A 22,325-nucleotide genomic window follows, 5' to 3' on the forward strand; every position below is an offset into this window, starting at 1 on the left:
GTGTTGAAATGAACCCAGTTGAAGATTGGTTTTTATAGTATATCTATTAACCAATAACTTTTTGACTACGGCAGAAAGATCCCCCCAACCCCCCTTTTTAAGGGGGGCTATAGAAATCTCCCTTAATAAGGAGGGCTATAAAAGATTGTCTTTAACATATTATTTTGACTCTTGACTTTTAACTTTTGACTTTCGACTATGGTGTTACTCAACGATTTAACTCAACGCCTGCAAGCTGACGATCCAGAAGAGAAACGGATTGTTACTGGAGTGAGTTGGCAGCATTACGAAGCCTTAGTCGCCGATTTAGGCGATAATTCTGGCTATCGGGTTGCTTATTTAGATGGAGTTTTAGAAATTGTGTCGCCAAGTCGCCGTCATGAAAAGGGAAAAAGTCGTATTGGTGGATTATTAGAACTTTTCTTTTTAGAAACAGATACAGAGTACTTTCCTACAGGTTCTACGACTTTTCGCAAGGAAGAAAGCCAAGCAGGTGGAGAACCAGATGAAAGCTATTGTATTGGCACTGAAAAAGATTTTCCCGATTTAGCTATTGAAGTAGTAGTAACTGGCGGTGGAATTAATAAATTAGAACTCTATCAGCGATTGAATGTACGAGAAGTTTGGTTTTGGCAAAATGAGAATTTCTTTCTTTATCATTTGCGTGAAGAAACGCCTTCTCAGTTTCAGCAAACCTTTGGCTATGAGAGAATAGATCGAAGCGAAATATTACCGAGTTTAGATATTAATTTACTGGCTGAATGCCTCACTAACTCCAACCCCTTAGCAGCTGCAAAAGATTTTCGCCAAAGACTGCGATCGCAATTTAGTAAAAATTCAATTTAATTTAATTATGAGGGCATTACTCATCCTATACTTAAATCTCACTATAAATACCTATTATTTTGACTTTTAACTCTTGCCTTTTGACTATTGACTAGCGCGATCGCGCCAGTTAACCATACAAGATGCAGTTTTCCTCGCTGCACCTTAAACTGAGTATAGGTATGTCAGCAATTCTGCCCCAAAAGATTATTTACTCAGCATGGTTTCTACTTCCTTAAATCCTCTCACAGTCGATCGCTCTCGCATTCGCCCAGATATCCAAGCGTTGCAAGCGCAATTGGTAGAATGGCGGCGGCGGCTGCATCAACGTCCAGAACTAGGGTTTAAGGAACTTATTACATCTGAATTTATTACCCAAAAGCTACAAGAATGGGGCATCGAACATCAAACGGGAATAGCCAAAACAGGAATCGTAACTACAATCAAAGGCAAAAAATCTTTAGGGACGCACAGCTGTGCGCCCGTTCTAGCCATTCGCGCTGATATGGATGCGTTACCCATCCAAGAACAAAATGACGTGCCTTATAAGTCGCAGCATGATGGTGTAATGCACGCTTGCGGACACGACGGACATACCGCGATCGCACTAGGGACAGCATACTATCTTTCTCAGCACCAAGAAGATTTTGCAGGTACTGTAAAAATTATCTTTCAACCAGCAGAAGAGGGACCAGGCGGTGCAAAACCAATGATTGAAGCGGGAGTGTTAAAAAATCCCGATGTGGATGCAATTATCGGTTTGCATCTGTGGAATAACTTACCTTTGGGTACGGTTGGAGTGCGTAGCGGCGCGTTAATGGCTGCGGTAGAACTATTCGACCTCAAAATTAAGGGGAAAGGCGGACATGGTGCAATGCCGCATCAAACAGTAGATGCAATTCTCGTCGCCAGTCAAGTTGTGAATGCTTTACAAACAATTGTGGCGCGAAATGTCGATCCAATTGATTCTGCTGTCGTCACAGTAGGAGAATTTCATGCTGGTTCTGCCCATAACGTCATTGCAGATTCAGCCCATCTGGGCGGTACAGTCCGCTATTTTAATCCGAAATATGACGGCTATTTCGGTCAACGATTTGAACAAATTGTTGCAGGTGTTTGTCAGAGTCAAGGTGCGAGTTACGAGTTAGAATACTGGCAATTGTACCCACCTGTAATTAATAATGCAGAAATAGCAGATTTGGTGCGATCGCAAGCTGAAAAAGTTGTAGAAACGCCCATTGGTATCGTGCCGGAATGTCAAACAATGGGTGGTGAAGATATGTCATTTTTCTTACAAGAAGTCCCAGGATGCTACTTCTTTTTAGGCTCTGCTAATCTCAGCAAAAACTTAGCTTATCCTCACCATCATCCTCGATTTGATTTTGATGAAACTGCTTTGGGTATGGGAGTAGAAATTTTTGTACGTTGCGTGGAAAAGTTTTGCAGTTGAAAGCTGTCTTTTCACCTTAAATGAGTTTGGACTGATTCTGGTTGTACAAGCCTTTGAGGAGAACTCCAATCGGGGCGTAAACTCTTTGCTTTGCGTAAATAAGGATGCCAAACCTGGACTTGATTAGCAGGAAGATTTGCGTGGATTAAGCAGCGGATGCAACGTTCTAAACTACCTTCTACATGCATCTGCTGTACGTCAAGCATGGCTACACAGTCCCAGAAAGGACGCTTACGGGCGATCGCAGCGGGAAAAATGGCATCGAGATCGCGAGTGACAGTAAAAGTGACGCTCACAATTTGAGTCGGATCTAGCTGATTCTTCATCTCCAACTCATCTAACATTTCTGTCACGGCTTCGTCAATTGCCTGCACCGTATTTTCTGTAGCGGTTGTTGCCCCACGAATTGCTTTTAATCGCCACTCCACGCTCAATTCCTCCTTAAATTAAATTAACCGAATAGTTGTTTGTGTTGATGAGTGGCTAGTGGTTGGTGGCTAGATTCTTATTCCGATCTAGTCACTAGTCGCTAGCCACTAGGATCTAGAATCAGCCAAAATCATCTCAATTACGGACGATATAGCCACAAAGGTAAGCCGCTGGTAGATAGCTCAAACTCTAACCAATCTACCCCAGTTAATAAACCAGATGCTACCGTAGACTCCCTAGAAAGTAATCGCTGCAATGGGGGTTTGCGTTCTTCTAGAGTGAAACACTTGGTTTTTTCTGGATCGAGTCCGACTAATTCTGCTGCCCAACGACGGGCATCTTCTTCAGTTCCCAACCGATCCACAACGCCTAACTCTAAAGCTTGCTGTCCGGTGAAAATGCGTCCGTCTGCAAAGCTTCTCACAGCTTCCTCTGTCAGATTTCGCCCTTCAGCCACAGATTGAACGAATTGCCGATAGCTGGTATCGATCAATTCTTGCAAAATATGTTGTTCTGGTTCTGTCAATTCGCGATCGAAAGCCAGGATATCTTTATAGGGTCCAGATTTGATTGTTTTGAACGAAACACCAATTTTATCTAGCAAGCGTTCTAGGTTGTTGCCCCGCAGAATTACCCCAATACTACCCGTAATCGTACCTGGGTTTGCCACAATATGACTGGCTCCCATGCCAATATAGACACCGCCAGAAGCAGAGATATTACCAAAACTGGCAACAATTTTGATTTTTTCTCGCAGTCGTTTTAAAGCACTATAGATTTCCTGAGAGTCTCCTACCGTACCGCCAGGGCTATCAATGCGGAGTAGTAAGGCGGGAAAGCGTCTTTCTTCTACAGTTTTGAGGGCTTCTAGAACTCTTTTGCGCGTCGCACTCGCGATCGCCCCAGTAATTTCTAGCCGTGCAATTTGTTTGCGAAAAGGGGTTTTAAACAGCCGTAGCATGTACAGTTATATACCAGACGTAACTCAATTTAGACTTTAAGCATAGAACATTTTTTCTCTGTAGATTTCTGTTACAGTACATAGCGATCGCTTCACAAAAATACATAATCGATTAAGATCGGAGAAATGTTATCTTCTCATCCCAGCCGTCAGCCATCCCATGCATCTGAAACTGACTGAATCAAGATTACCCTTTGCCTCCGTGCTACTAATCGCACCCTTTTTCCTCTGGGGAACAGCAATGGTAGCGATGAAAGGCGTTATTCCCCATACAACACCTTTATTCATGGCAGGAGTCAGACTGTTGCCTGCTGGCATATTAGTATTAGGTGCAGCAATGGCGATGGGTAGACCTCAGCCTAAAGGATGGGCGGCGTGGTTGTGGATTAGTCTATTTGCCTTAATTGATGGATCGCTGTTTCAAGGCTTTTTGGCAGAAGGTTTAGTGAGAACTGGGGCGGGTTTAGGATCGGTTATGATTGACTCCCAGCCTCTAGCTGTGGCTTTAATGTCGAGTTGGTTATTTGGCGAACGAATCGGTTTATGGGGATGGCTGGGATTGATGTTTGGCGTACTGGGGATTAGTTTAATTGGCTTACCAGACGATTTAATTCTCAACCTATTTTCTGGTATTACCCCTGTGCGGGCGAGTTTACCAGATATGTCAGTGTTGCAACAAATATTTCAGAACCCGCCCCTACAATCCTTATTCGCCAGCGGCGAATGGTTGATGTTACTCGCAGCCCTATCAATGGCTGTCGGTACGGTAGCTATTCGTTATGTTTGTCGTCACGCCGATCCGGTGTCAGCAACGGGATGGCATATGATTATTGGTGGAATTCCCTTATTTGCTCTTTCTGCGGGGTTAGAGGCTGGGCAATGGGCAGATATTAGTTTATCTGGGTGGATATCGCTAAGTTATGCCACGATTTTTGGTAGTGCGATCGCCTATGGGTTATTCTTCTACTTTGCCTCTAGCGGTAACCTTACCAGTCTTAGCGCCCTTACCTTTCTCACACCTGTATTTGCCCTCTTATTTGGTAGCTTAATTCTCTCCGAAGTTCTCAGCCCCATCCAGTGGACGGGCGTTTCTCTCACCTTAGTTAGTATTTATCTCGTCAATCAGCGAGAGAAATTAGAACAATTGTTTCAGAAATCTACAGCCAAAGAGTCACATCTATCCGAATCGGAAAAAGTTTTGGAAACAGCAAAGTCCGTACCTGTTCCTATGAAAGAATCAGAGTTATGAAAGTCAAAAGCTAAAAGTCAAAAGTTAAAACTGAGGAGTCAGGAGTCAGAAGGATGTAGAGACAATCTCTGCCATGCGCTATTCACTCATGACCAACTACCAAATACCAACTACCATTGAAACTATTATTTATCTCTACTTCCGTGGGACCCCTCGGCACAGGATTGGGGGGTGGAGTAGAATTAAGCCTGTACAATATTGCTCAAGAAATGATAAAGCGGGGGCATACGCTGCAAATTCTTGCCCCTCAAGGGTCGAAACTTGAGTCAATGCCAATTGTAGAAATTCCTGGTAATTTACAAATTATTGCCCAGAACCAGGAAAGAAATGCACCCATTACTATGCCGGAAAATTCTGTGCTGGCGAATCTGTGTGAATATGCAAGACAAGTACAGAATGAGTACGATTTAATTGTCAATTTTGCTTACGATTGGTTGCCATTTTATCTCACCCCATTTTTTAAAACTCCTATTGCCCATTTTGTGAGCATGGGTTCAATTTATGCTGCGATGGATGAAATTGTGGCACAAGTTGCAGAGCAATTTCCAAGGACGATTGGTTTCTACACTCCCTCCCAAGGAGCAACATTTTCTTTTGTAGAAACTAGTGATAGGTCTATATATTATCTTAGTAGTGGCATAGATTTATCCTTATATGAGTTCTGTTCTCATCCTCAAAACAAATTAGCTTGGTTAGCAAGGATTGCTCCTGAAAAAGGCTTAGAAGATGCGATCGCTGCAGCTCAAATTGCTAAAATTCCCTTAAAAGTTATGGGAAAAATTCAAGATGAAGACTACTGGCAGCAAATTTGCCAGACTTATGCTAACGCACCTTTTGAGTATTTAGGGTTTCTTTCAACCACAAAAATGCAACAAGAATTGCGTCAGTGTCGGGCAATGTTAATGACTCCCCGTTGGGTAGAAGCATTCGGCAATGTAGCAATTGAAGCCTTAGCTTGTGGCGTACCAGTCATATCATATCGCCGTGGGGGACCCGCCGAAATTATTCAAGATGGAAAGACGGGATTTTTAGTCGAACCAGATAGTGTAGAGGGATTGGTAAATGCGATCGCGCGTTTAGATGAAATCAATCGTTATACTTGTCGTCAACAAGCCGAAGCTGAATTTTCTTTAGAGGCGTTAGGCGATCGGTTTGAGGCGTGGTTTAGGGATATTTTGCAGTTATAATTCTTCCCATTAAATCTGTATTAGCTATTTGCATAATCGTATACCTCCCAGGTATATTTTACGCTAACTACAGTTTCGTTATATGCAGCAATGCCTATTTGCCAACCGCCACCGCCACTAAAACCAGGAGATTTATTAAAAGTAATTGCCCCTAGCGGCGCTTTGCGAGAAATGGCAGCATTTGAACAGGGGATCGAAATATGGCGATCGCGTGGTTATCAAGTTAAAGTTAGTCCTACAATCGGCGACAGTTTTGGATATTTAGCCGGAACCGATGCGAGTCGTCGCCAACAACTCCTCGATGCGTGGCAAGATCCCGACTGTCGCGGTATTCTCTGCGCTAGGGGTGGCTATGGTGGGATGAGAATTCTGGAAGATTGGACGTGGATGGCTGCTAAGGGCGCACAGCTGTGCGCCCCCACATCCTTTCCCAAATGGCTTATCGGTTTTTCCGACATTACCGCCTTACTCTGGAGTCTATGTAAAGAAGGAATTTCAGGCGTTCACGCGCCTGTACTGACGACGCTAGCAGGGGAACCAGATTGGTCTAGACAAAGATTATTCGATTGGGTGGAAGGTCGTCCCCTATCTCCTCTCCAGGGGAAGGGTTGGGGTGGTGGCGTGGTGACGGGCGTGCTGCTACCAGCAAATCTGACTGTTGCGACTCATCTCCTGGGTACGTCGATTCAACCGAATTTTGATGATGTTATTCTTGCCTTAGAAGATGTTACCGAAGCACCGTATCGGATCGATCGCCTTTTGACACAATGGCGTTTGAGCGGTGCATTTACTAAGGTTAAAGGTATTGCTTTAGGACGTTTTAGCCGTTGCGAACCACCGCCAAATATTTCTAGTTTGACCATAGAAGAAGTATTATGCGATCGCTTAGGGGATTTAAATCTTCCCATAGTTTCAGATTTGCCTTTCGGTCACGATGGTTGCAACGCCGCATTACCAGTTGGTATCTCTGCAACTCTAGATGCAGATAAGGGTCAGTTGACAGTAGAGAGTGATGCATGAAAATACCTCTCGCCAACTACCAATTACCAACTACCGATTACCAATTTTAAATTTGTTATCTTTCTTCTGTCACCTTAGCGGGAGTAAAATAGATGGTAAAATTTTCTCTTTCACTGCTAGAGCATGGTTGAGCCACGTCCTGCCGTTACTACTGTTGGCTTCGTCGATTTCTGTTGCCAAGCAATACATTGGTAACTTGGGTAAAACTGATAATGGAATCGTGTCAGTCAACGCTGATGCAGTCGTAGATCACATCACGTACCCATTGCGATTGAAGATATTCAAACCACGCTCACGACTGCAACCGGGTGATGTATATAGCAGTTCTAAATGATTTGTAAAGTAGGCTTCTAGCCTGCCGCAGGCTTCAAGCCTGCTCCACGTTCATGAATCAAATAGGATTGCTATATAAAACGCGCCCCCCAATTAGCGGTGGAAATTTTACAAGCACTTGAGGAATGGAAATTCCGCTCTTGTGCTAGTACTAGCAGACAGCTGATATGGAGAAAGTGGAGATGTGATTCACGAATTTCTTCGCTTAAAACTTCCTTGTCTGGTTGCAATTCGTAGTCCTCATGGTGTGCTACTAGTAGTAGCAGGTCAGAAAGTCCATTACAACCGAGCCGCGTGCATCCGTTCAAGCTCTCTCTCATCGACCAGATGAAACTTGCTAGAGAGCGCGAAATTGTCTTTAGCAAAGCCCATCCAATCCGCTACTACAAAATCAGTAAAACAAACAGCCCAACTACAAATCCACTTGAGACTTGGTTTGTGATGACTAATCTACCTAAATCTTGGCAGTTACAATTGGGGAAACGCTATAGCCTTCGCGGTTGGATTGAGTATGGATTTAAACAGGTGAAAAATGAACAGGGGAAGGGCAGATTTTCGAGTCACTGACTATACCAGTATTGAGCGGTGGTGGGAAATAGTGTTGATCCCTCTTCTGTCAAACTGGGGTGAAACCTTGATTTTTCGTAGGCTAAAACCACGTAGATTCGTTGAATTTGCCTAAAGTGACAGAAGAGGGATCGGGAGTGAGATGAAATACAAGATCTGTAGGGGCGCACGGCTATGCGCCCCTACAAATGCGCCTCACAACGAGAATTGCGATATATAGATATCCTTACCAGGAATTGAATTTGTCGATAATAAAATTATGAGTTTAAAAAGATGATTGTAAAAATCTGAGTGGCAGAAGTAAAGAGTGAAGAATCTACTTAAACCTCTTCGCGACTCACGATTCACGACTCACGACTCACGACTTACTTCAAAGAATGATAACCAAAACAATTGAACCTATTCTCGATCGCGCCTTATCTGGAGACGATATCTCTCCAGCCGAAGGAGTAGAGTTATTACAACAAACTGCACCGGAAGCAATTGCTCTCATCCGCGATACTGCCGATAAACTCCGCCATCAACAAGCGGGCGATACCGTTACTTATGTCATTAACCGCAATATCAACTTTACCAATATTTGCGAACAATACTGTAGTTTCTGCGCCTTTCGTCGCGATGCGGGCGAAGCAGGTTCCTACTGGTTGGAATGGGGACAAATCTTAGAAAAAGCTACCGATGCCGTACAAAGAGGGGCAACAGAAATTTGTATGCAGGGGGGACTTCACCCTACAGCAAAAATAGATGGCAAATCGCTGTCATACTATTTGCACTTAGTCAAAACTATTAAAGCTGAATTTCCCCAATTGCATTTACATGCCTTTTCTCCCCAAGAAGTGCAATTTATTGCTAGGGAAGACGGTTTGAGCTACGCCACCGTTATCGCTGCTTTGCGGGATGCTGGTGTTGGTTCAATGCCAGGAACAGCAGCAGAAGTATTGGATGATGATGTTAGGCGAATTCTTTGTCCAGAAAAGATTAATACAGCGACATGGTTAGAAATTGTAAGTACGGCACATAAGCTTGGCTTGCCGACAACAAGTACCATGCTATCTGGACATATTGAAACACCCCAACAGCAAATTCGTCACCTAGAACACTTGCGATCGCTTCAACAAATTGCGATCGAGCGGCAGTATCCTACAAAAATTACAGAGTTTATTTTACTGCCTTTCGTCGGACAAGAAGCACCTAAGCCGTTAAGAAAGCGGGTGGGAAGAGATCAACCAGTTTTAGCAGATGCTTTGCTACTCACAGCAGTGGCGCGAATTTATCTAGGAAAATGGATTCCCAACCATCAACCGAGTTGGGTCAAACTCGGACTCGCAGGCGCAACAACAGCTTTAGAATGGGGTTGCAACGATATTGGCGGCACGCTGATGGAAGAACACATTACCACAATGGCAGGCGCAGTTGGCGGTACTTGCATGGAAGTAGACACACTACAAACAGCGATCGCTTCCCTCAATCGTCCCTACCGTCAAAGAGATACCTTGTATGGCAATCTCATTTAAGTTATGAAATCTTCTTGACGCTACTACAAATTATTTAATAAACCTGGGGAACGAAAAACTGTTCGTTTAGAGGTGGACGATTATAGCCAGTTCCAGGTTTTCTAGGTGGTAAATCGAATGCATCTGGAGTCATATCTTGATAGGGAATCTTGCTTAAAATGTGTTGAATTAAGTTAAGTCGCGCCCGTTTTTTATCGTCGGCTTCCACCGTAAACCAAGGAGCCTCTGGAATATTAGTATGAGCTAGCATGACATCCTTAGCTTTAGAATATTCCTCCCAGCGATCGCGGGCTTCAATATCCATCGGACTGAGTTTCCAGCGTTTAGCCGGATCTTTTACCCGCGCTTGAAAACGGCGTTCCTGTTCCTCATCGCTGACAGAAAACCAGTACTTCAACAAAATAATCCCCGATCGCACCAACATCCGCTCGAATTCAGGGCAAGATTGCATAAACTCTTGATATTGAGCCTCAGTACAAAAACCCATCACCCGTTCTACCCCCGCACGATTGTACCAACTGCGATCGAACAGCACAATTTCCCCCGCCGCAGGTAGATGGGCAACATAACGCTGAAAGTACCACTGCGTCTTTTCCACATCTGAAGGCGTACCCAAAGCCACCACACGACAACCACGCGGATTGAGGTATTCCGTCACGCAACCAATTGCGCCTCCCTTTCCGGCTGCATCACGTCCTTCAAAAATCAGCGCTACTTTTAAACCTTGATGTTTAACCCAGTACTGCAATTTCACCAACTCTGTTTGCAGTCGTGCCAATTCTTTTTCGTATAACTTACCGTTCAGCTTTTTCTTCGATTTGTTCTCTTTGGTGCTTTCAGCAGACTTGACTGCTGCATGAGTCCCATTTCGATCTATAGCTGACATGGGTTTTTCTCCTAAACGAATTTTTTTTAAAAAAGTTAACCTGTTCTTTCCTTGTCAATATAGTTCGCTTGTACTAACATGCAGTTAAAATTTGAGCGGCGATCTCCAATCGAGAAATAGTATGACAAAACTCAAATCAAACTTAGTCCAATTTCCCATCCAGCAGCATCTAGGGCGTTCTAGAGTCGTAACATTACCAGTATCTCCCGAACGCCATCGATCGTGTGTAACGGCGATCGCAATCCCAAAGCGAGAACATCAGGCAATACCACCCTTGCAGCCTCAAATCCCATCAGAATTGTCTCACAGCAATCGCCGCGAATGGCAGCACTTGGCAGCACAAGCAGACAAAATTAATCAATTAGCCGCAGAACTAGAAGCAGCAATCTTTGGATTAAAAGCGATCGCCAACCAAATAAACTATACTCAACAGCTATCTGGAAGTGCTTGCGAGTATCGCTCAGTCATTGTCCCCCAAGTCAAGCGCCGCAATACAAGTGAATTCATTTTGACAACTAAAGTCATCGATTTATTTCAAGCTGAAAGAGAAGCACAACAGCTAGCGCAAACATTGAGACAAAAGACAAAAACCAAGCAAAAATTCCCTCTACTGAATTGGTTGTTATAGATTAGGGAGTAAGAGGGTTGTTGGTTGTTGGTTAACGGCGTACTGGCTAGTGGCTGGACTCCTTTCTAGTCACTAGCCACCAGTCACTAGTCACCGATAACTGATAACTGACAACTGACAGCTGACAAGAGGTAAAGCACAGGTGGGAGTAGCACTCTGGATTCTTGCTTTAGGACTAATGCCATCATTGCTATCGCTGTGGCTACTGCGCCGAAGAGAGGCGCAAATACAAGCGAGATTTAGGCAAGCGATCGACTTTACCTCCATCAGGACACAGAGAAGCGAAGCTACACCACTTCATAGCGATCGCTACTATTTGGAAGGAGTAGGATATCTAGTTGGTGACATCAGCTGTCGCTACAATGCTCGTTCCGGGTATATTAGGTGTGCGGTCAATCCTGAAGGACCCTGTGAGGGTTGTCGCTACTATGAACCGCGATAGCTGCTTGATTAATTTATTGGTGTAATTTATTTGGTGTAAGGGGTGTGAGGGTTGGTGAATTTTACCCAGAGAAGTTGGCTTCAATGGCTAACACTTTTCGGCTGGATTGCGATCGGCACGATTATTAGATTTATTAATTTGGATGCGAAGCCACCTTGGTCGGATGAATTTGCCACCTTAGTATTTAGTTTAGGTAATAGTTTTCGCACTGTCCCTTTAGATCGAGCGATCGCCCTAGACACCCTACTACAACCACTACAGCCTCGTCCATCTGCCAGTTTTGGTGATGTTTTTCACAATTTAATGACAGAGAGTACCCATCCTCCTGTCTATTTCCTCCTCAATCACCTATGGTTACAGCTATTTCCCCCAGATGAGGGACTAGTCTCATTATGGGCAGCAAGAGCCTTCAGTGCCATTCTGGGAGTGGCTGCAATTCCTGCTATTTTTGGTCTGTGCTGGCTAGCTTTTCGTTCCCGCCTGGTAGGACAAATCGCCGCCGCAATGATGGCAGTCTCACCCTATGGCATCTACCAAGCCCAAGAACCGCGCCACTATACCTTAGCAATCTTAATTATTATTGCTTCTCTGGCTTGCTTAGTTGTCGCTACACGCTGTTTAGAGAACCGAAAACCGATCCCAATTTGGTTAGTCTTCACTTGGGTGGGAATTAACACTTTAGGAATCGCCGTTCATTACTTTTTCACCCTCACCCTCTGCGCCGAGGCAATAGTTTTGCTTGCTGTAGTGTGGAAACAATTCAAAATTCACAATTCACAATTCCCCGAATCCACTGTACGGGCGGGTTTCGGTCGAAGATTTATTGACATAAGCGTGAATATGCTTGCTAAACTCGCCCCTACCACCTCCCGACTCATTGCCGTTGCAGCTGGAACCACAGCAGGGGGTTTAATCTGGTTGCCTTTCTTGCAAAGTATTCCAGATAACCAAATGACAGATTGGATTTATCGTGGTAATCCTTTCGGCAGTATTTTAGAAAGCACGGCGAGGTTTTTAGCATGGATGATTTCAATGCTGTGGCTGCTACCCGTTGAGGGCGTGAGTCAACCAATTGCCCTGGTTTGCGGTGTAATTATCGTCGCTTTTCTATTTTGGACGTTGCCCATACTCATTAGCGGTTGGAAAATTCAGTTATGGCGATCGCGATCTCGCAGTGGAACTCAAGTTGTAGGTGGATTTGTTTTGGTAGCGATCGCGCTATTTTCGATTGTTACCTACGCCTTGGGTGCAGATTTGAGTATTGCCTCGCGCTATCACTTTGTTTACTTTCCAGCCTTGATTGCGATCGTCAGCGCGGCATTAGCAATTTGTTGGGATAGCAATCGATTAGTTCAACATACAGAGTTAAACTGGACTCCTCGTCAGCAGTTACGACTCAAGTTTCTGCAAACAAGAGGTAAAGTTGCAGTCGTGCTAATTTGGCTACTCGGTTTGCTCGGTGCTTTAACTGTCGTTTTTAACTTTGGTTATCAAAAGATTGAAAGACCCGATCGCCTCGTACCAATTATGCAACAAGGATCGCAAAATCCAATTTTAATCGCTACAGCTCACTATACTCGCGCACAGGTGAGAGAACTCATGACACTGGGTTGGCAGTTTAAACATCTGTATGGTTCTCAAGTAAATTCTCCTTTGTTTCTTTTAGCTCAGCACGACCGTAGCTCGAATCGCTCAGTAGAAACTCTTTACAAAACAATTGCTGAACTACCAAAACCCCTAGATTTATGGGTTGTCAACTTTACTAGCGCCAGACACGACTTAGAGGAAGGAAATAATCAAATTTGTGTCCCAGATTCACAACGCCGAGCTAAAGTCAATGGCTACCGAGCCAAACTTTTCCACTGTCAATAAGGGACAATTCCCAAATTCTATACAACCATATTCGCAAAATTGTCTGAATTACCGGTAACAAATTAATTTCTGAAAAAACGACAAACGGTTACAACTGAGGTTGTGGTAAAGATGGAAGTAGTCAAAAATGGCTAGATAAAATCTTGATGGCAGTGAGGTAAATATTGCGCCATTACTCTGCTGGAGAATAAATTGTGCTAAAAGGCTTAGAAGTAATTAATTGGCACGAACTCGAACACGCTTACGGTATGGCTGATGATGTACCCGAGCTGCTCAGAAGTTTAGCCTCCGCTGATGCCCCGTCTCGTCAAGATGCTTTGTCTAAATTGTACAGTAATATTTATCATCAAGGTACTGTTTTTGAAGCTACAGTATACGCAATACCATTTTTACTAGAACTGAGTCAAACTGAAGCAGTACAAGATAGAGATAAAATTTTAATTTATTTGGCACACCTAGCACGCAGTCATTCTTATTTAGAAGAACATCAAAATTTATTGTTTTATAACGATGAATTAGATAAGCCTGAGTTTCAAGTGCAAATACAACACGAAATGATCTGGATAAGACGTGTTAATCGTGCTGTTCATAGTGGGATAAATGTTTATCTGAGTTTGCTAAAACATAATGATTCAAAACTCAGAATTGCTGCACCTTACATCCTCGCTTATTGCCAACGGCAAGCGTCGGAATTTATTCCTTATCTAAAGCACTGTTTAGCGCAAGAACGAAGCTCTCAAGTCAGAGCCAGTTTAATATTAAGCCTGGGTTTTTTGGAGCCGCCGCAATTAGCAAACATAGAACTATTTATGCAATTTCTGAGTTCTGAGGAAAGCGATCTCGTGCGCTTAGCGGCTGCAATGACACTTGTAAGGCTAGCAAAAGATAAAACTCCACTGGAAGCCATAGCAATACCGATCGAAATTATCGAACATCCGATATCTGTGAAAGAAGCGTATGCTCGATTACCTTGGGCTAATAGCGATGTTATTAGCGATGCTTGCGCTTGCTTATGCTATCTAGGGGCAATAGGAAATGTTGTCATTCCAGCCTTAATAAATACTCTGAAAACTGTAGATGGTTATAGTGCTTTAAGTGTAGTACGAACGCTACTATATCTAGCTTTTAACGGACACAAATTAGCAGACACGATCGAATACAAGAATATATCTGTACAAAAATCTGTCATAGAAGCGATCGCCTCGTACGATCGCGTTTGGCAGTTCAATAGTAATATGGCGCATCTGCTCAGATCGTTTGGTTTACCACAAGAGCGAAATCAGTTGCAAGCATTTCTATAAAATAAGTAAATTAAATATTATTCAATCTACGATCGAATACAAATTTATCGCTCTTGAACTATTTATTGATAGACATTTTGTGGATTCAGGTATTGTTTTTTATACATAGTTTTTTGCTCGAAGCATTATTAAGTGCTAAAGCCAAAAATTACTAAATAGTTATTTGTCAAATAATAGAAAAAGGCTCTATAACTTGAAAATCAACGGTTTCAGTTACACATCAAAATTGAATAAAGAAAATTTTGCTTTTAGCAATTGTTTTTGACACAAATTAATGTTAATATGCACGGCTATGGATAGCGAATGTTAAAAAATGTGTGTAGAAATAGAAGCTTTCCAGTAGTATTAGTCACGCCCAACAATAGACAAAATGCTCAAAAAACTCCCAACCTCACTTAGATTTTGGCTCCGATCTCTAGAACACAAATTTGCTGGGTTTTTCACAACGCTGTACAAATATAAGCCATATAAAAAGGGAGTATCTTCTTACGTCATCCCCAAATCATCTCTTACAGATCGGCAAGCCGATAACGTAGAATTAGCAGTACCTCCACAAGAATTTTGGTTAGGATATGGCAAGACAAGGGAAGAATACTTGTCGTCTGGAGCAGAAGACACGCAGAAGATGTTGGAATTAGCCAAATCTTCAGGACTTACACTAACCGCAGGCGATCGCGTTTTAGATTTTGGTTGCGGTGCATGTAGAATGACTCGTCATTTGCAAAAATACGCGCAGTCATGCGAGATCTGGGGAGTAGACATTGATGCTGACATGATTTATTGGTGCAAAGAACACTTAGAGCCACTCTTCAATTTTGCAGTCACAACGACAATTCCTCACTTACCATTTGAAGATCGATATTTCGATTTGATTTATGCTGGTTCGCTATTTACCCACGTTGACGATTTGACTGAAGCTTGGTTGTTAGAACTTCGGCGAATTCTTTCTCCAAAAGGAAGACTTTACCTGACAATTCACGACAATCAAACTATCAAATTACTGCATACTGATTTCCAGAACATTTTCCTGTCTAAAAAACTCCGAGCTTCAGATTTGTACAATCAAACTAAAAATGATATGGCTGTTCTGACAATCGGTCGCGATACGGGTTCGCAAGTTTTTTACGACATCGATTATTTCTGTAAAAAACTGAGCAAGCTCTACAAAATACATTCGGTAACGACAGAAGCTTACAATTATCAAACAGCAGTCTTAGTTGGTAGGAAATAAACCAAAATAGTCAGGTGGGCGTTGCCCACCTACAGCAAAAGTAGTTCGTGCTACTGGCAAACTTGTTGCAGAGTTGGGATGAAATCTGGATAAGAAATTGCTGCGGCTTCGGCTCGACTTATAGTTGTCGTACCGCTGGCATTCAAAGCCGCGATCGCCAAACTCATAGCAATGCGATGATCGGTGTAACTATCTACCTCCGTACCCTTTAAAGCCGTCCCACCAGTAATTTCTAAACCATCGGGTAATTCCGTGACTTTCGCACCCATACGATTTAACTCGGTTGCCATAGCTGCAAGGCGATCGCTTTCTTTAACCCTTAATTCTGCTGCATCCCGAATTATCGTCGTACCGCTAGCAAACACTGCTGCTACTGCTAAAATCGGAATTTCGTCAATTAGACGCGGAATTAAGTCACCTGCGATCGTACACGCTTTTAAACCGCCAGAACGCACCAGTAGATCGGCGACTGGTTCCCCTGCGACAACTCGCTGATTTTCTAGTTGAATATCTGCCCCCATCATTTCCAAAGCTGCTAAAATCCCAGTGCGCGTAGGGTTAACGCCAACATTTTCAATGACCAATTCTGAATCTGGGACGATCGCCCCAGCCACCAACCAAAAAGCAGCCGAACTAATATCACCAGGAACGACTACCTGCTGTCCTTGCAGTTGCGCTGGTCCGATTACCGTGACACTATGGGTTTGGGGATCGACGCTCAATTGCGCCCCAAAAGCTTGCAACATCCGTTCGCTGTGGTCGCGGGATAAAGCTGGTTCTGTTACCGTTGTTTTTCCTTCAGTCATCAACCCAGCTAGCAGAATACACGATTTCACCTGTGCCGAAGCGATGGGAGATTGATAGTGGATCGGTTTGAGGTTTTGCCCTTGAATTGCCAAAGGTGCGAGAGAATTACCCTTACGTCCCCAAATTTGCGCTTCCATTTGTTGCAAAGGTTTGACGACGCGAGACATGGGACGCGATCGCAACGAACTATCTCCCGTCACTGTAAAAAATCTTTCTGGATGAGAAGCTAAAATTCCCAACATCAACCGGATCGTCGTCCCAGAATTTCCTGCATCCAATACGTCTGCTGGTTCCTGCAACTGACCCAAACCAATCCCTTTCACCCGCACCAAATCTGTATTGAGTTCTGAAATTTCCGCCCCCATTGCCCGAAAACAGCTAGCCGTACTCCTGGGGTCTTCCCCCAACAGCAGCCCTTGAATTTGGGTTTCTCCCGTCGCCAGCGCCCCCAACATCAACGCCCGATGGGAAATTGATTTATCGCCAGGAATCCGAATGCGACCGCGCAAGCAAAACCCTGTCTGGGGTCTAGTGACAATCAGATTTTGCTGGCGATCGATAGTTTCAACTGCGAACGGAGAAGCCAACATGGGGATAATTTAACAGATTGAGTGCGCTTGTTAGTTTATCTTGTTTGCCGACTCTGCGATCGCCTAGTCGCAATTTATAGAAAGAAAAGTCATTCCCTACTCGATACATCTCGTTTAACGACGAAAAGATCTTAGAGATCCCCCAACCCCCTTAAAAAAGGGGCTTTGTTCCCCCCTTTTTAAGGGGAGTTAGGGGGGATCTAGTCTTAACCGAAAAGTCTCAATCCCTTATTCCCTGATCCCTTCTAGCTGTTGATAAGCCTCCAGCAATCCCTTAACTTCACTGGGAGAAAGAGACTCGATTCGTTCCAACAATTCAACTGCCATTTTCTCCGGTGTTTGTCCCGAAGTATTGCTCAGATCGGGTCGGCTAGAGCGGCTAGAGTCAATATAACCTCCTAGCGTGGAGTGAATCAGGATATGGGTGTCCTTGAGCTTAAACCAGGGACGAATCCGTTCAAAAGCAATACTACCAACTTGACACATCCCAATTCCGTAACTTGGAGCCGAAACCTCTAGCTGATGTGCCATAATTCCCGATTCCAAGGTAACGAAGTGAATTCCTCGCTCGCCATAGCCAGGTCCAATCGCATCTAAATCGGCAATGAAGAAGATGGAGAAGGCACATTCATCAAACATTGGTGTATTAATGAATGGAATATGGACTCCTCTGTCAATATCGACATTAGATGTCAAAACAACGAGTTGATGTTCCTCTGGATGATAGTAGTAAACACCAGCTGGCACATTTTCAATGCGTCCGGGTTTGACATGCAAGTAAACTTGAGTTGGATTCAAACCGCCAGGGGAGGCATAGAGAAACTTAGATTGACCGTCTAGGATAATTTGAGATAAACAGCTTAAAAATAGGCTGAAATTCTCAAATGGAATTGATTTTAACAAGAACTTACGATAACTGCTGCGATCGCGATATTTTTTCTGTAACTCCTCATCAACAACAGGTCTTTCTAATTGAATTGCAGGTGTCTCTTTCAGATCTTGCCGGACTCCTGGGCGCGATTTCTTAAATTTCTCCCGCTCCACAGGATCGAGAATAATCCTGTAGGAAGACAGTAGCTTATTTCCTAACAGACTGTCATCTGTATTGCTAGAAACCGATTTACTTTCTTGCTGCTCGTAATAATCAACTAATGCTTGAATTGACTGCAAGCGGAACAATTCATCAATCCGGGGACGATTCTTAAATTCCTTTTCTAGTTGGTTGCCAATTCTCACCATATCGAGCGAATTCGCCCCTACACTCAATAAATTCGCGTCCAAATCGACATTTTCTAACTGCAATACTTTACACACAATTCGACTGACTTTTGCCTGAATCCCTGAAGACTGCTTTTGAGTTGTACTTTTAGCAGGGGTAGCATCTGCTGCAAAAGGTGCGGGTAGCGCTTTGCGATCGACTTTGCCATTAGGAGTCAAAGGAAACTGTTCTAGCATTACGAAAGCAGCAGGAACCATATGTTCTGGTAACTTACCGCGTAAAAACAAGCGCAGTTCGTCAGTATTTAGCTCTGACTCTTTCGCCAGAATGACGTATGCTACTAAAAGCTTTTTGCCTTTCTGGTCGTAAGTCGTCGCGATCGCCGAATTAACACCTGCGTGTTGTTGTAAAGTTGACTCGATTTCCCCTAGCTCGATCCGCTGACCGTTGATTTTAACTTGAAAATCGACCCGTCCCATGAACTCGATCGTCCCATCGGGGCGGAAGCGTCCCATATCTCCAGTTCGATAAATTCGTTCGCCAGTACGGGGATGCAAAATAAATTTGGCGTTGGTTTTCTCTGGATCGTGCCAGTAACCTTTGGCAACTCCCACGCCAGCAACGCACATCTCCCCCGACACCCAAGCGGGACATTCCACCAAAGCATCGTTGAGAATGTAGTAGCGAGTATTGGAAATTGGTCGTCCGTAGGGAATGCTTTTCCAGTTCGGGTCAAACTCCTCAATCGGATACCAAATATTCCACAGCGTTGTTTCTGTAGGACCGCCGACGCTGACTACTTTCGCTCCTTCTACCAGCGCCTCAAGACGTTTGGGAATCGTTAACGGAATCCAATCTCCACCTAGAAATGCCAGCCGCAATGTCGATGGAATGACATCCGCGCGTGAAGCGAAGCTTGCGCCACGCGCATCGCCTGCATACTCTAAGAACATATCCATCATTGCCGGAACCGAGTTCCAGAGCGTAATCTGATGCTTCATGCACAGATCCGACCAATGGGACGGGTCGCGTCGTCCGCTGGCATCGGGGATAATTAAGGTTCCTCCAGCACCCAACACGCCAAATATGTCAAAAATTGACATATCGTGATGTAAAGCTGTCAATCCTAAAATGCGATCGCCAGAATTAATCTCAAATTGCTTTTGAGTGCTGACAACCGCATTCACTAACCCACGATGGCGAATCATCACTCCTTTTGGCAAGCCAGTAGAACCCGATGTATAAAGTACAAACGCTAAATCGTCAGGTGTTTGAATCGGTTCTAAGGGGCGATCGTCAATATTTTCCAAGTTTTCGCGATCGACGCAGAGGCGCTGCACGCGATCGCTCCATTCCAGGCGATCGTCTAACCAAGATTGAGTCAGGACGATTTCAGCTTTACCATTCTCCAGCAGGTAGTCAAGCCGTTCTTTTCCGACTGTGGCATCAATCGGAAGGTAAGCAGCACCAGCGTGTAATATGCCCAGAGCAGCTACCACTTGCTCCCAACCCTTTTCCATCACAATTGCGATCGGTTGGTTTGGTTGCGCTCCTAAATTCCGCAAATGCCGCCCCCAAAGGTTTGCCAAGGAATACAATTCTTGGTAAGTTAGAGTTTTCTGAGTAGTAACGACCGCCGCTTGGTCTAGACGCTGAGGCACTTGAGCCGCAATCAGCTCGTGAAGCAAGATTTCCGGCATTGGCTGCTCGTCCCCGGCAGCTACCAACTGCTGACCTGTTGCCACCATCACCCGCCGCATGACTTCCGACCAACTCTGCTGCCAGAGATTTTCATCAGTACCTAGCAGATGGAGCAATTGGATAAAAGCATCTAAGAGATTTTGGGATAGTCCTTCAGGAAAAAGTTCTTCCACGGTATCCCAGTGGCAATAAAGCGCACCATTATGCTCAAAAACGTGGTTGTCTAACCACACTTGAGAAGTTTGGTTAATTGCAAATACCACCTCACCCAGAGCCTCTGCTTGCACTGTAGCATAGGTACTTTGTCCGGTTTCATCTGCTGGAATTGCAGTAAATACAACTGGCATCAGCGAACCAGAGAGTCGATTTTGAGCAACGGCAAGTTCCCGCAGGACTTCGACCCCGTTAAAGAAACGATGGTCTATGTCGCTCCAAAGTTGCGCCTGTAGGCGTTGCGATCGCTCGGCAAAGGAAGCATCTCCCGTATTGTCAACTTCCAGCACGGTAAATGAGGCAGATTCTCCAATCAAGCGATTCACCTGCGAGTGGAGGGGCAGGCGATTGAAACTTGGCACATTGATACAGAAATGTCGTTCTTTATTCCATAACGTCAGAACTTCGGCGTAGGCTGCTGCCAAAATTCCTGGTGCGGTGATGCCTAATTGAGTTGCCCGCGCCTTAACTCGCTGCCAAATAGAAGCTTCTACTACCCCTTCTCGACGCACAAACCTGCCACTCGTGAGAGCAGACGGCTGTTTGGCGAGGGGCAGATCTGGTCCCAAAGGTAAGGAGTCAATTCGTTTGCGCCAGTAATCTTGCGATCGCCGATACTCGTCGGAATTCGACAGCGATCGCTCTGCCAAGACATAATCGCGGAAGCTAATTTCTAAAGACTCTAGTTGAGTTTCAGGATTGTGGTAAAGCGCCGCCCATTCTTTATAAGTAATTGCAATACTCCAGCCATCAAAGATCAAAGCATCCAAACTAACGTGAATCCGAGTCCGTCCATCGTCTAGTAAAGTTGCTTGAATATCAAATAAGGGATACTTATGGCTGGGAAGAATTTGATGCGACATCCGATCGCGCACGTCTTTTAGCTGAGCGTTGACTGTTTCCGCATCCCGTCCCCGCAAATCGAGCATCCGAAACTGATAGGAAGGCACATTTTCCAAGACCTGTTGAGTTCCATCCGGCAGAACGATCGCCCGCATCATGTCATGACGATCTATTAGTCGTTGCCAAGCTTGAGTCAAGCGTTCCAGATCGAAGTTGCCTTCCAATTCTACATAGCTGTGGCTGGCAACCTGTCCCATTTCTACTTCACCACTGCGCCCAACCCAATAAGCTTGTTGCAATCCAGTCAATGGAAAGGGCTGAAATCGTTCGTCAGGGGCAGCAGTAATCGTTGGTAGGTTAAATACTGCTCGCTGCGGTTGCCGCTCTTGTTTTACACCTACCTTTTTCTCGCGAATTAACTGAGCTAGCAAAGCTTTTCGTTCGGGTGAAAGAGATTGGAGTTTGTCAACGTGCGCTTGGGAATTTAACTTTTGGCTTATAATTTCAGTCATTGGCTTGATTTATACCAACAGAATAGATTTGGAAAAATTTATGCAGGGGTTTTAAGTGGCTAGTTGGCGATTGCTCTTTGAGAGGGCGATCGCCAGCATTGTTATTTCAGCAGCGCCATCACTTCTTCATCAGACAATTGCGCCAAATATGCGATCGTGTCTTCCATGTCATCTAGATTGACTTGCATAGCTTGAGCTTGTTCGATCTGTCGAGCCATACCACCGACAGTCGGAAATTGAAATAAATTAATTAGCGGTAAGTCAACGCTAAACGTCGAGCGGATCGTCCCCATCAATGACACGGCGATCAAGGAGTTTCCTCCCAAACTGAAGAAGTTATCTCCCGTACCAATTTCAGACACCTGAAGTAAGTTTTGCCAAATCGCCATTAGGGTTTGCTCGACCTGGTTTTGAGATGCTGTCTGCTCGATCGCCCTATCCAACTGCACCGTCGTCGGCGCAGGCAGTGCCTTGCGATCGACCTTATTGTTTGGCGTGAGGGGAAAAGCCTCTAGCACGACAAAGTTGGAGGGAACCATGTATTC

18 protein-coding genes are annotated in these 22,325 nt (G+C 44.4%); 12 read left to right on the forward strand and 6 right to left on the reverse strand.

Annotated features, from left to right (window positions below; translation table 11 throughout):
• Positions 1 to 198: 198 nt before the first annotated feature.
• Together DSM107010_RS22990 and DSM107010_RS22995 are read left to right on the forward strand one after the other, a co-directional pair.
• Positions 199 to 846: a Uma2 family endonuclease gene (locus tag DSM107010_RS22990; RefSeq protein ID WP_106166612.1), complete on the forward strand. Its 648-nt coding sequence runs from the start codon at positions 199 to 201 to the stop codon at positions 844 to 846.
• A 199-nt stretch (positions 847 to 1,045) separates the two neighbouring features.
• A complete protein-coding gene (locus tag DSM107010_RS22995; RefSeq protein ID WP_106166613.1) occupies positions 1,046 to 2,275 on the forward strand; it encodes a M20 metallopeptidase family protein in 1,230 nt (409 codons plus the stop codon).
• An 11-nt stretch (positions 2,276 to 2,286) separates the two neighbouring features.
• On the opposite strand, the gene aroH is transcribed toward DSM107010_RS22995, so the two are convergent.
• Together aroH and sppA are read right to left on the reverse strand one after the other, a co-directional pair.
• Positions 2,287 to 2,703 carry a chorismate mutase gene (aroH, locus tag DSM107010_RS23000; RefSeq protein WP_106166614.1) on the reverse strand — a complete coding sequence of 139 codons (417 nt, stop codon included), beginning with the start codon at positions 2,701 to 2,703 and terminating at the stop codon, positions 2,287 to 2,289.
• Positions 2,704 to 2,843: 140 nt separating this feature from the next.
• The gene (sppA, locus tag DSM107010_RS23005; RefSeq protein ID WP_015153997.1) at positions 2,844 to 3,665 is read right to left on the reverse strand and encodes a signal peptide peptidase SppA; all 822 of its coding nucleotides are present in this window, start codon (positions 3,663 to 3,665) and stop codon (positions 2,844 to 2,846) included.
• Positions 3,666 to 3,825: 160 nt separating this feature from the next.
• On the opposite strand from sppA, the gene DSM107010_RS23010 reads away from it, so the two are divergent.
• The 5 genes from DSM107010_RS23010 to cofH all read left to right on the forward strand — a co-directional run bounded on the left by DSM107010_RS23010 (position 3,826) and on the right by cofH (position 9,535).
• Positions 3,826 to 4,914: a DMT family transporter gene (locus DSM107010_RS23010; protein ID WP_015153996.1), complete on the forward strand. Its 1,089-nt coding sequence runs from the start codon at positions 3,826 to 3,828 to the stop codon at positions 4,912 to 4,914.
• 116 nt (positions 4,915 to 5,030) lie between these two features.
• Entirely contained in the window at positions 5,031 to 6,101 is a 1,071-nt protein-coding gene (locus tag DSM107010_RS23015) for a glycosyltransferase family 4 protein (protein WP_041462420.1), read from the forward strand.
• Between the two features lie 90 nt (positions 6,102 to 6,191).
• Positions 6,192 to 7,121, forward strand: a complete 930-nt coding sequence (locus DSM107010_RS23020; protein ID WP_015153994.1) for a S66 peptidase family protein — start codon at positions 6,192 to 6,194, stop codon at positions 7,119 to 7,121.
• Entirely contained in the window at positions 7,114 to 7,455 is a 342-nt protein-coding gene (locus DSM107010_RS43070) for a hypothetical protein (RefSeq protein WP_106166615.1), read from the forward strand. Before DSM107010_RS23020 ends, DSM107010_RS43070 begins: the two co-directional genes overlap by 8 nt.
• 943 nt (positions 7,456 to 8,398) lie before the next feature.
• A complete protein-coding gene (gene cofH / locus DSM107010_RS23030) occupies positions 8,399 to 9,535 on the forward strand; it encodes a 7,8-didemethyl-8-hydroxy-5-deazariboflavin synthase subunit CofH (RefSeq protein WP_106168725.1) in 1,137 nt (378 codons plus the stop codon).
• 34 nt (positions 9,536 to 9,569) lie between these two features.
• Here the strand turns inward: cofH and ppk2 are convergent, their stop codons facing one another.
• Positions 9,570 to 10,421 (reverse strand): polyphosphate kinase 2, encoded by an 852-nt coding sequence (gene ppk2, locus DSM107010_RS23035; RefSeq protein WP_015153991.1) that lies wholly within the window; start codon positions 10,419 to 10,421, stop codon positions 9,570 to 9,572.
• A 121-nt stretch (positions 10,422 to 10,542) separates the two neighbouring features.
• Between ppk2 and DSM107010_RS23040 the strand changes: the two genes are divergently transcribed.
• The 5 genes from DSM107010_RS23040 (at position 10,543) to DSM107010_RS23060 (ending at position 15,895) form a co-directional block, all read left to right on the forward strand.
• Positions 10,543 to 11,049, forward strand: coding sequence for a hypothetical protein (locus DSM107010_RS23040; protein ID WP_015153990.1), 507 nt, complete (start codon positions 10,543 to 10,545; stop codon positions 11,047 to 11,049).
• A gap of 142 nt (positions 11,050 to 11,191) precedes the next feature.
• Positions 11,192 to 11,491 (forward strand): DUF6464 family protein, encoded by a 300-nt coding sequence (locus DSM107010_RS23045; RefSeq protein ID WP_015153989.1) that lies wholly within the window; start codon positions 11,192 to 11,194, stop codon positions 11,489 to 11,491.
• Between the two features lie 54 nt (positions 11,492 to 11,545).
• A complete protein-coding gene (locus DSM107010_RS23050) occupies positions 11,546 to 13,363 on the forward strand; it encodes a glycosyltransferase family 39 protein (RefSeq protein ID WP_106168723.1) in 1,818 nt (605 codons plus the stop codon).
• A 194-nt stretch (positions 13,364 to 13,557) separates the two neighbouring features.
• Positions 13,558 to 14,664, forward strand: coding sequence for a HEAT repeat domain-containing protein (locus DSM107010_RS23055; protein WP_106168722.1), 1,107 nt, complete (start codon positions 13,558 to 13,560; stop codon positions 14,662 to 14,664).
• Between the two features lie 370 nt (positions 14,665 to 15,034).
• On the forward strand, positions 15,035 to 15,895 hold the full coding sequence (locus DSM107010_RS23060) for a class I SAM-dependent methyltransferase (RefSeq protein WP_015153986.1): 861 nt from the start codon (positions 15,035 to 15,037) through the stop codon (positions 15,893 to 15,895).
• A 50-nt stretch (positions 15,896 to 15,945) separates the two neighbouring features.
• Here the strand turns inward: DSM107010_RS23060 and aroA are convergent, their stop codons facing one another.
• From aroA to DSM107010_RS23075, 3 genes are all read right to left on the reverse strand, one after another.
• Complete coding sequence (aroA, locus tag DSM107010_RS23065) at positions 15,946 to 17,292, reverse strand: 3-phosphoshikimate 1-carboxyvinyltransferase (RefSeq protein WP_127024035.1); 1,347 nt, start codon at positions 17,290 to 17,292, stop codon at positions 15,946 to 15,948.
• A 228-nt stretch (positions 17,293 to 17,520) separates the two neighbouring features.
• Positions 17,521 to 21,780 carry a non-ribosomal peptide synthetase gene (locus DSM107010_RS23070; protein ID WP_106166417.1) on the reverse strand — a complete coding sequence of 1,420 codons (4,260 nt, stop codon included), beginning with the start codon at positions 21,778 to 21,780 and terminating at the stop codon, positions 17,521 to 17,523.
• A 101-nt stretch (positions 21,781 to 21,881) separates the two neighbouring features.
• On the reverse strand, positions 21,882 to 22,325 hold a 444-nt coding region (locus tag DSM107010_RS23075; RefSeq protein WP_199755703.1), incomplete at its 5' end, for a phosphopantetheine-binding protein.

The sequence above is a fragment of the Chroococcidiopsis cubana SAG 39.79 genome, assembly GCF_003991895.1.
Taxonomy (GTDB): Bacteria; Cyanobacteriota; Cyanobacteriia; order Cyanobacteriales; family Chroococcidiopsidaceae; genus Chroococcidiopsis; species Chroococcidiopsis thermalis.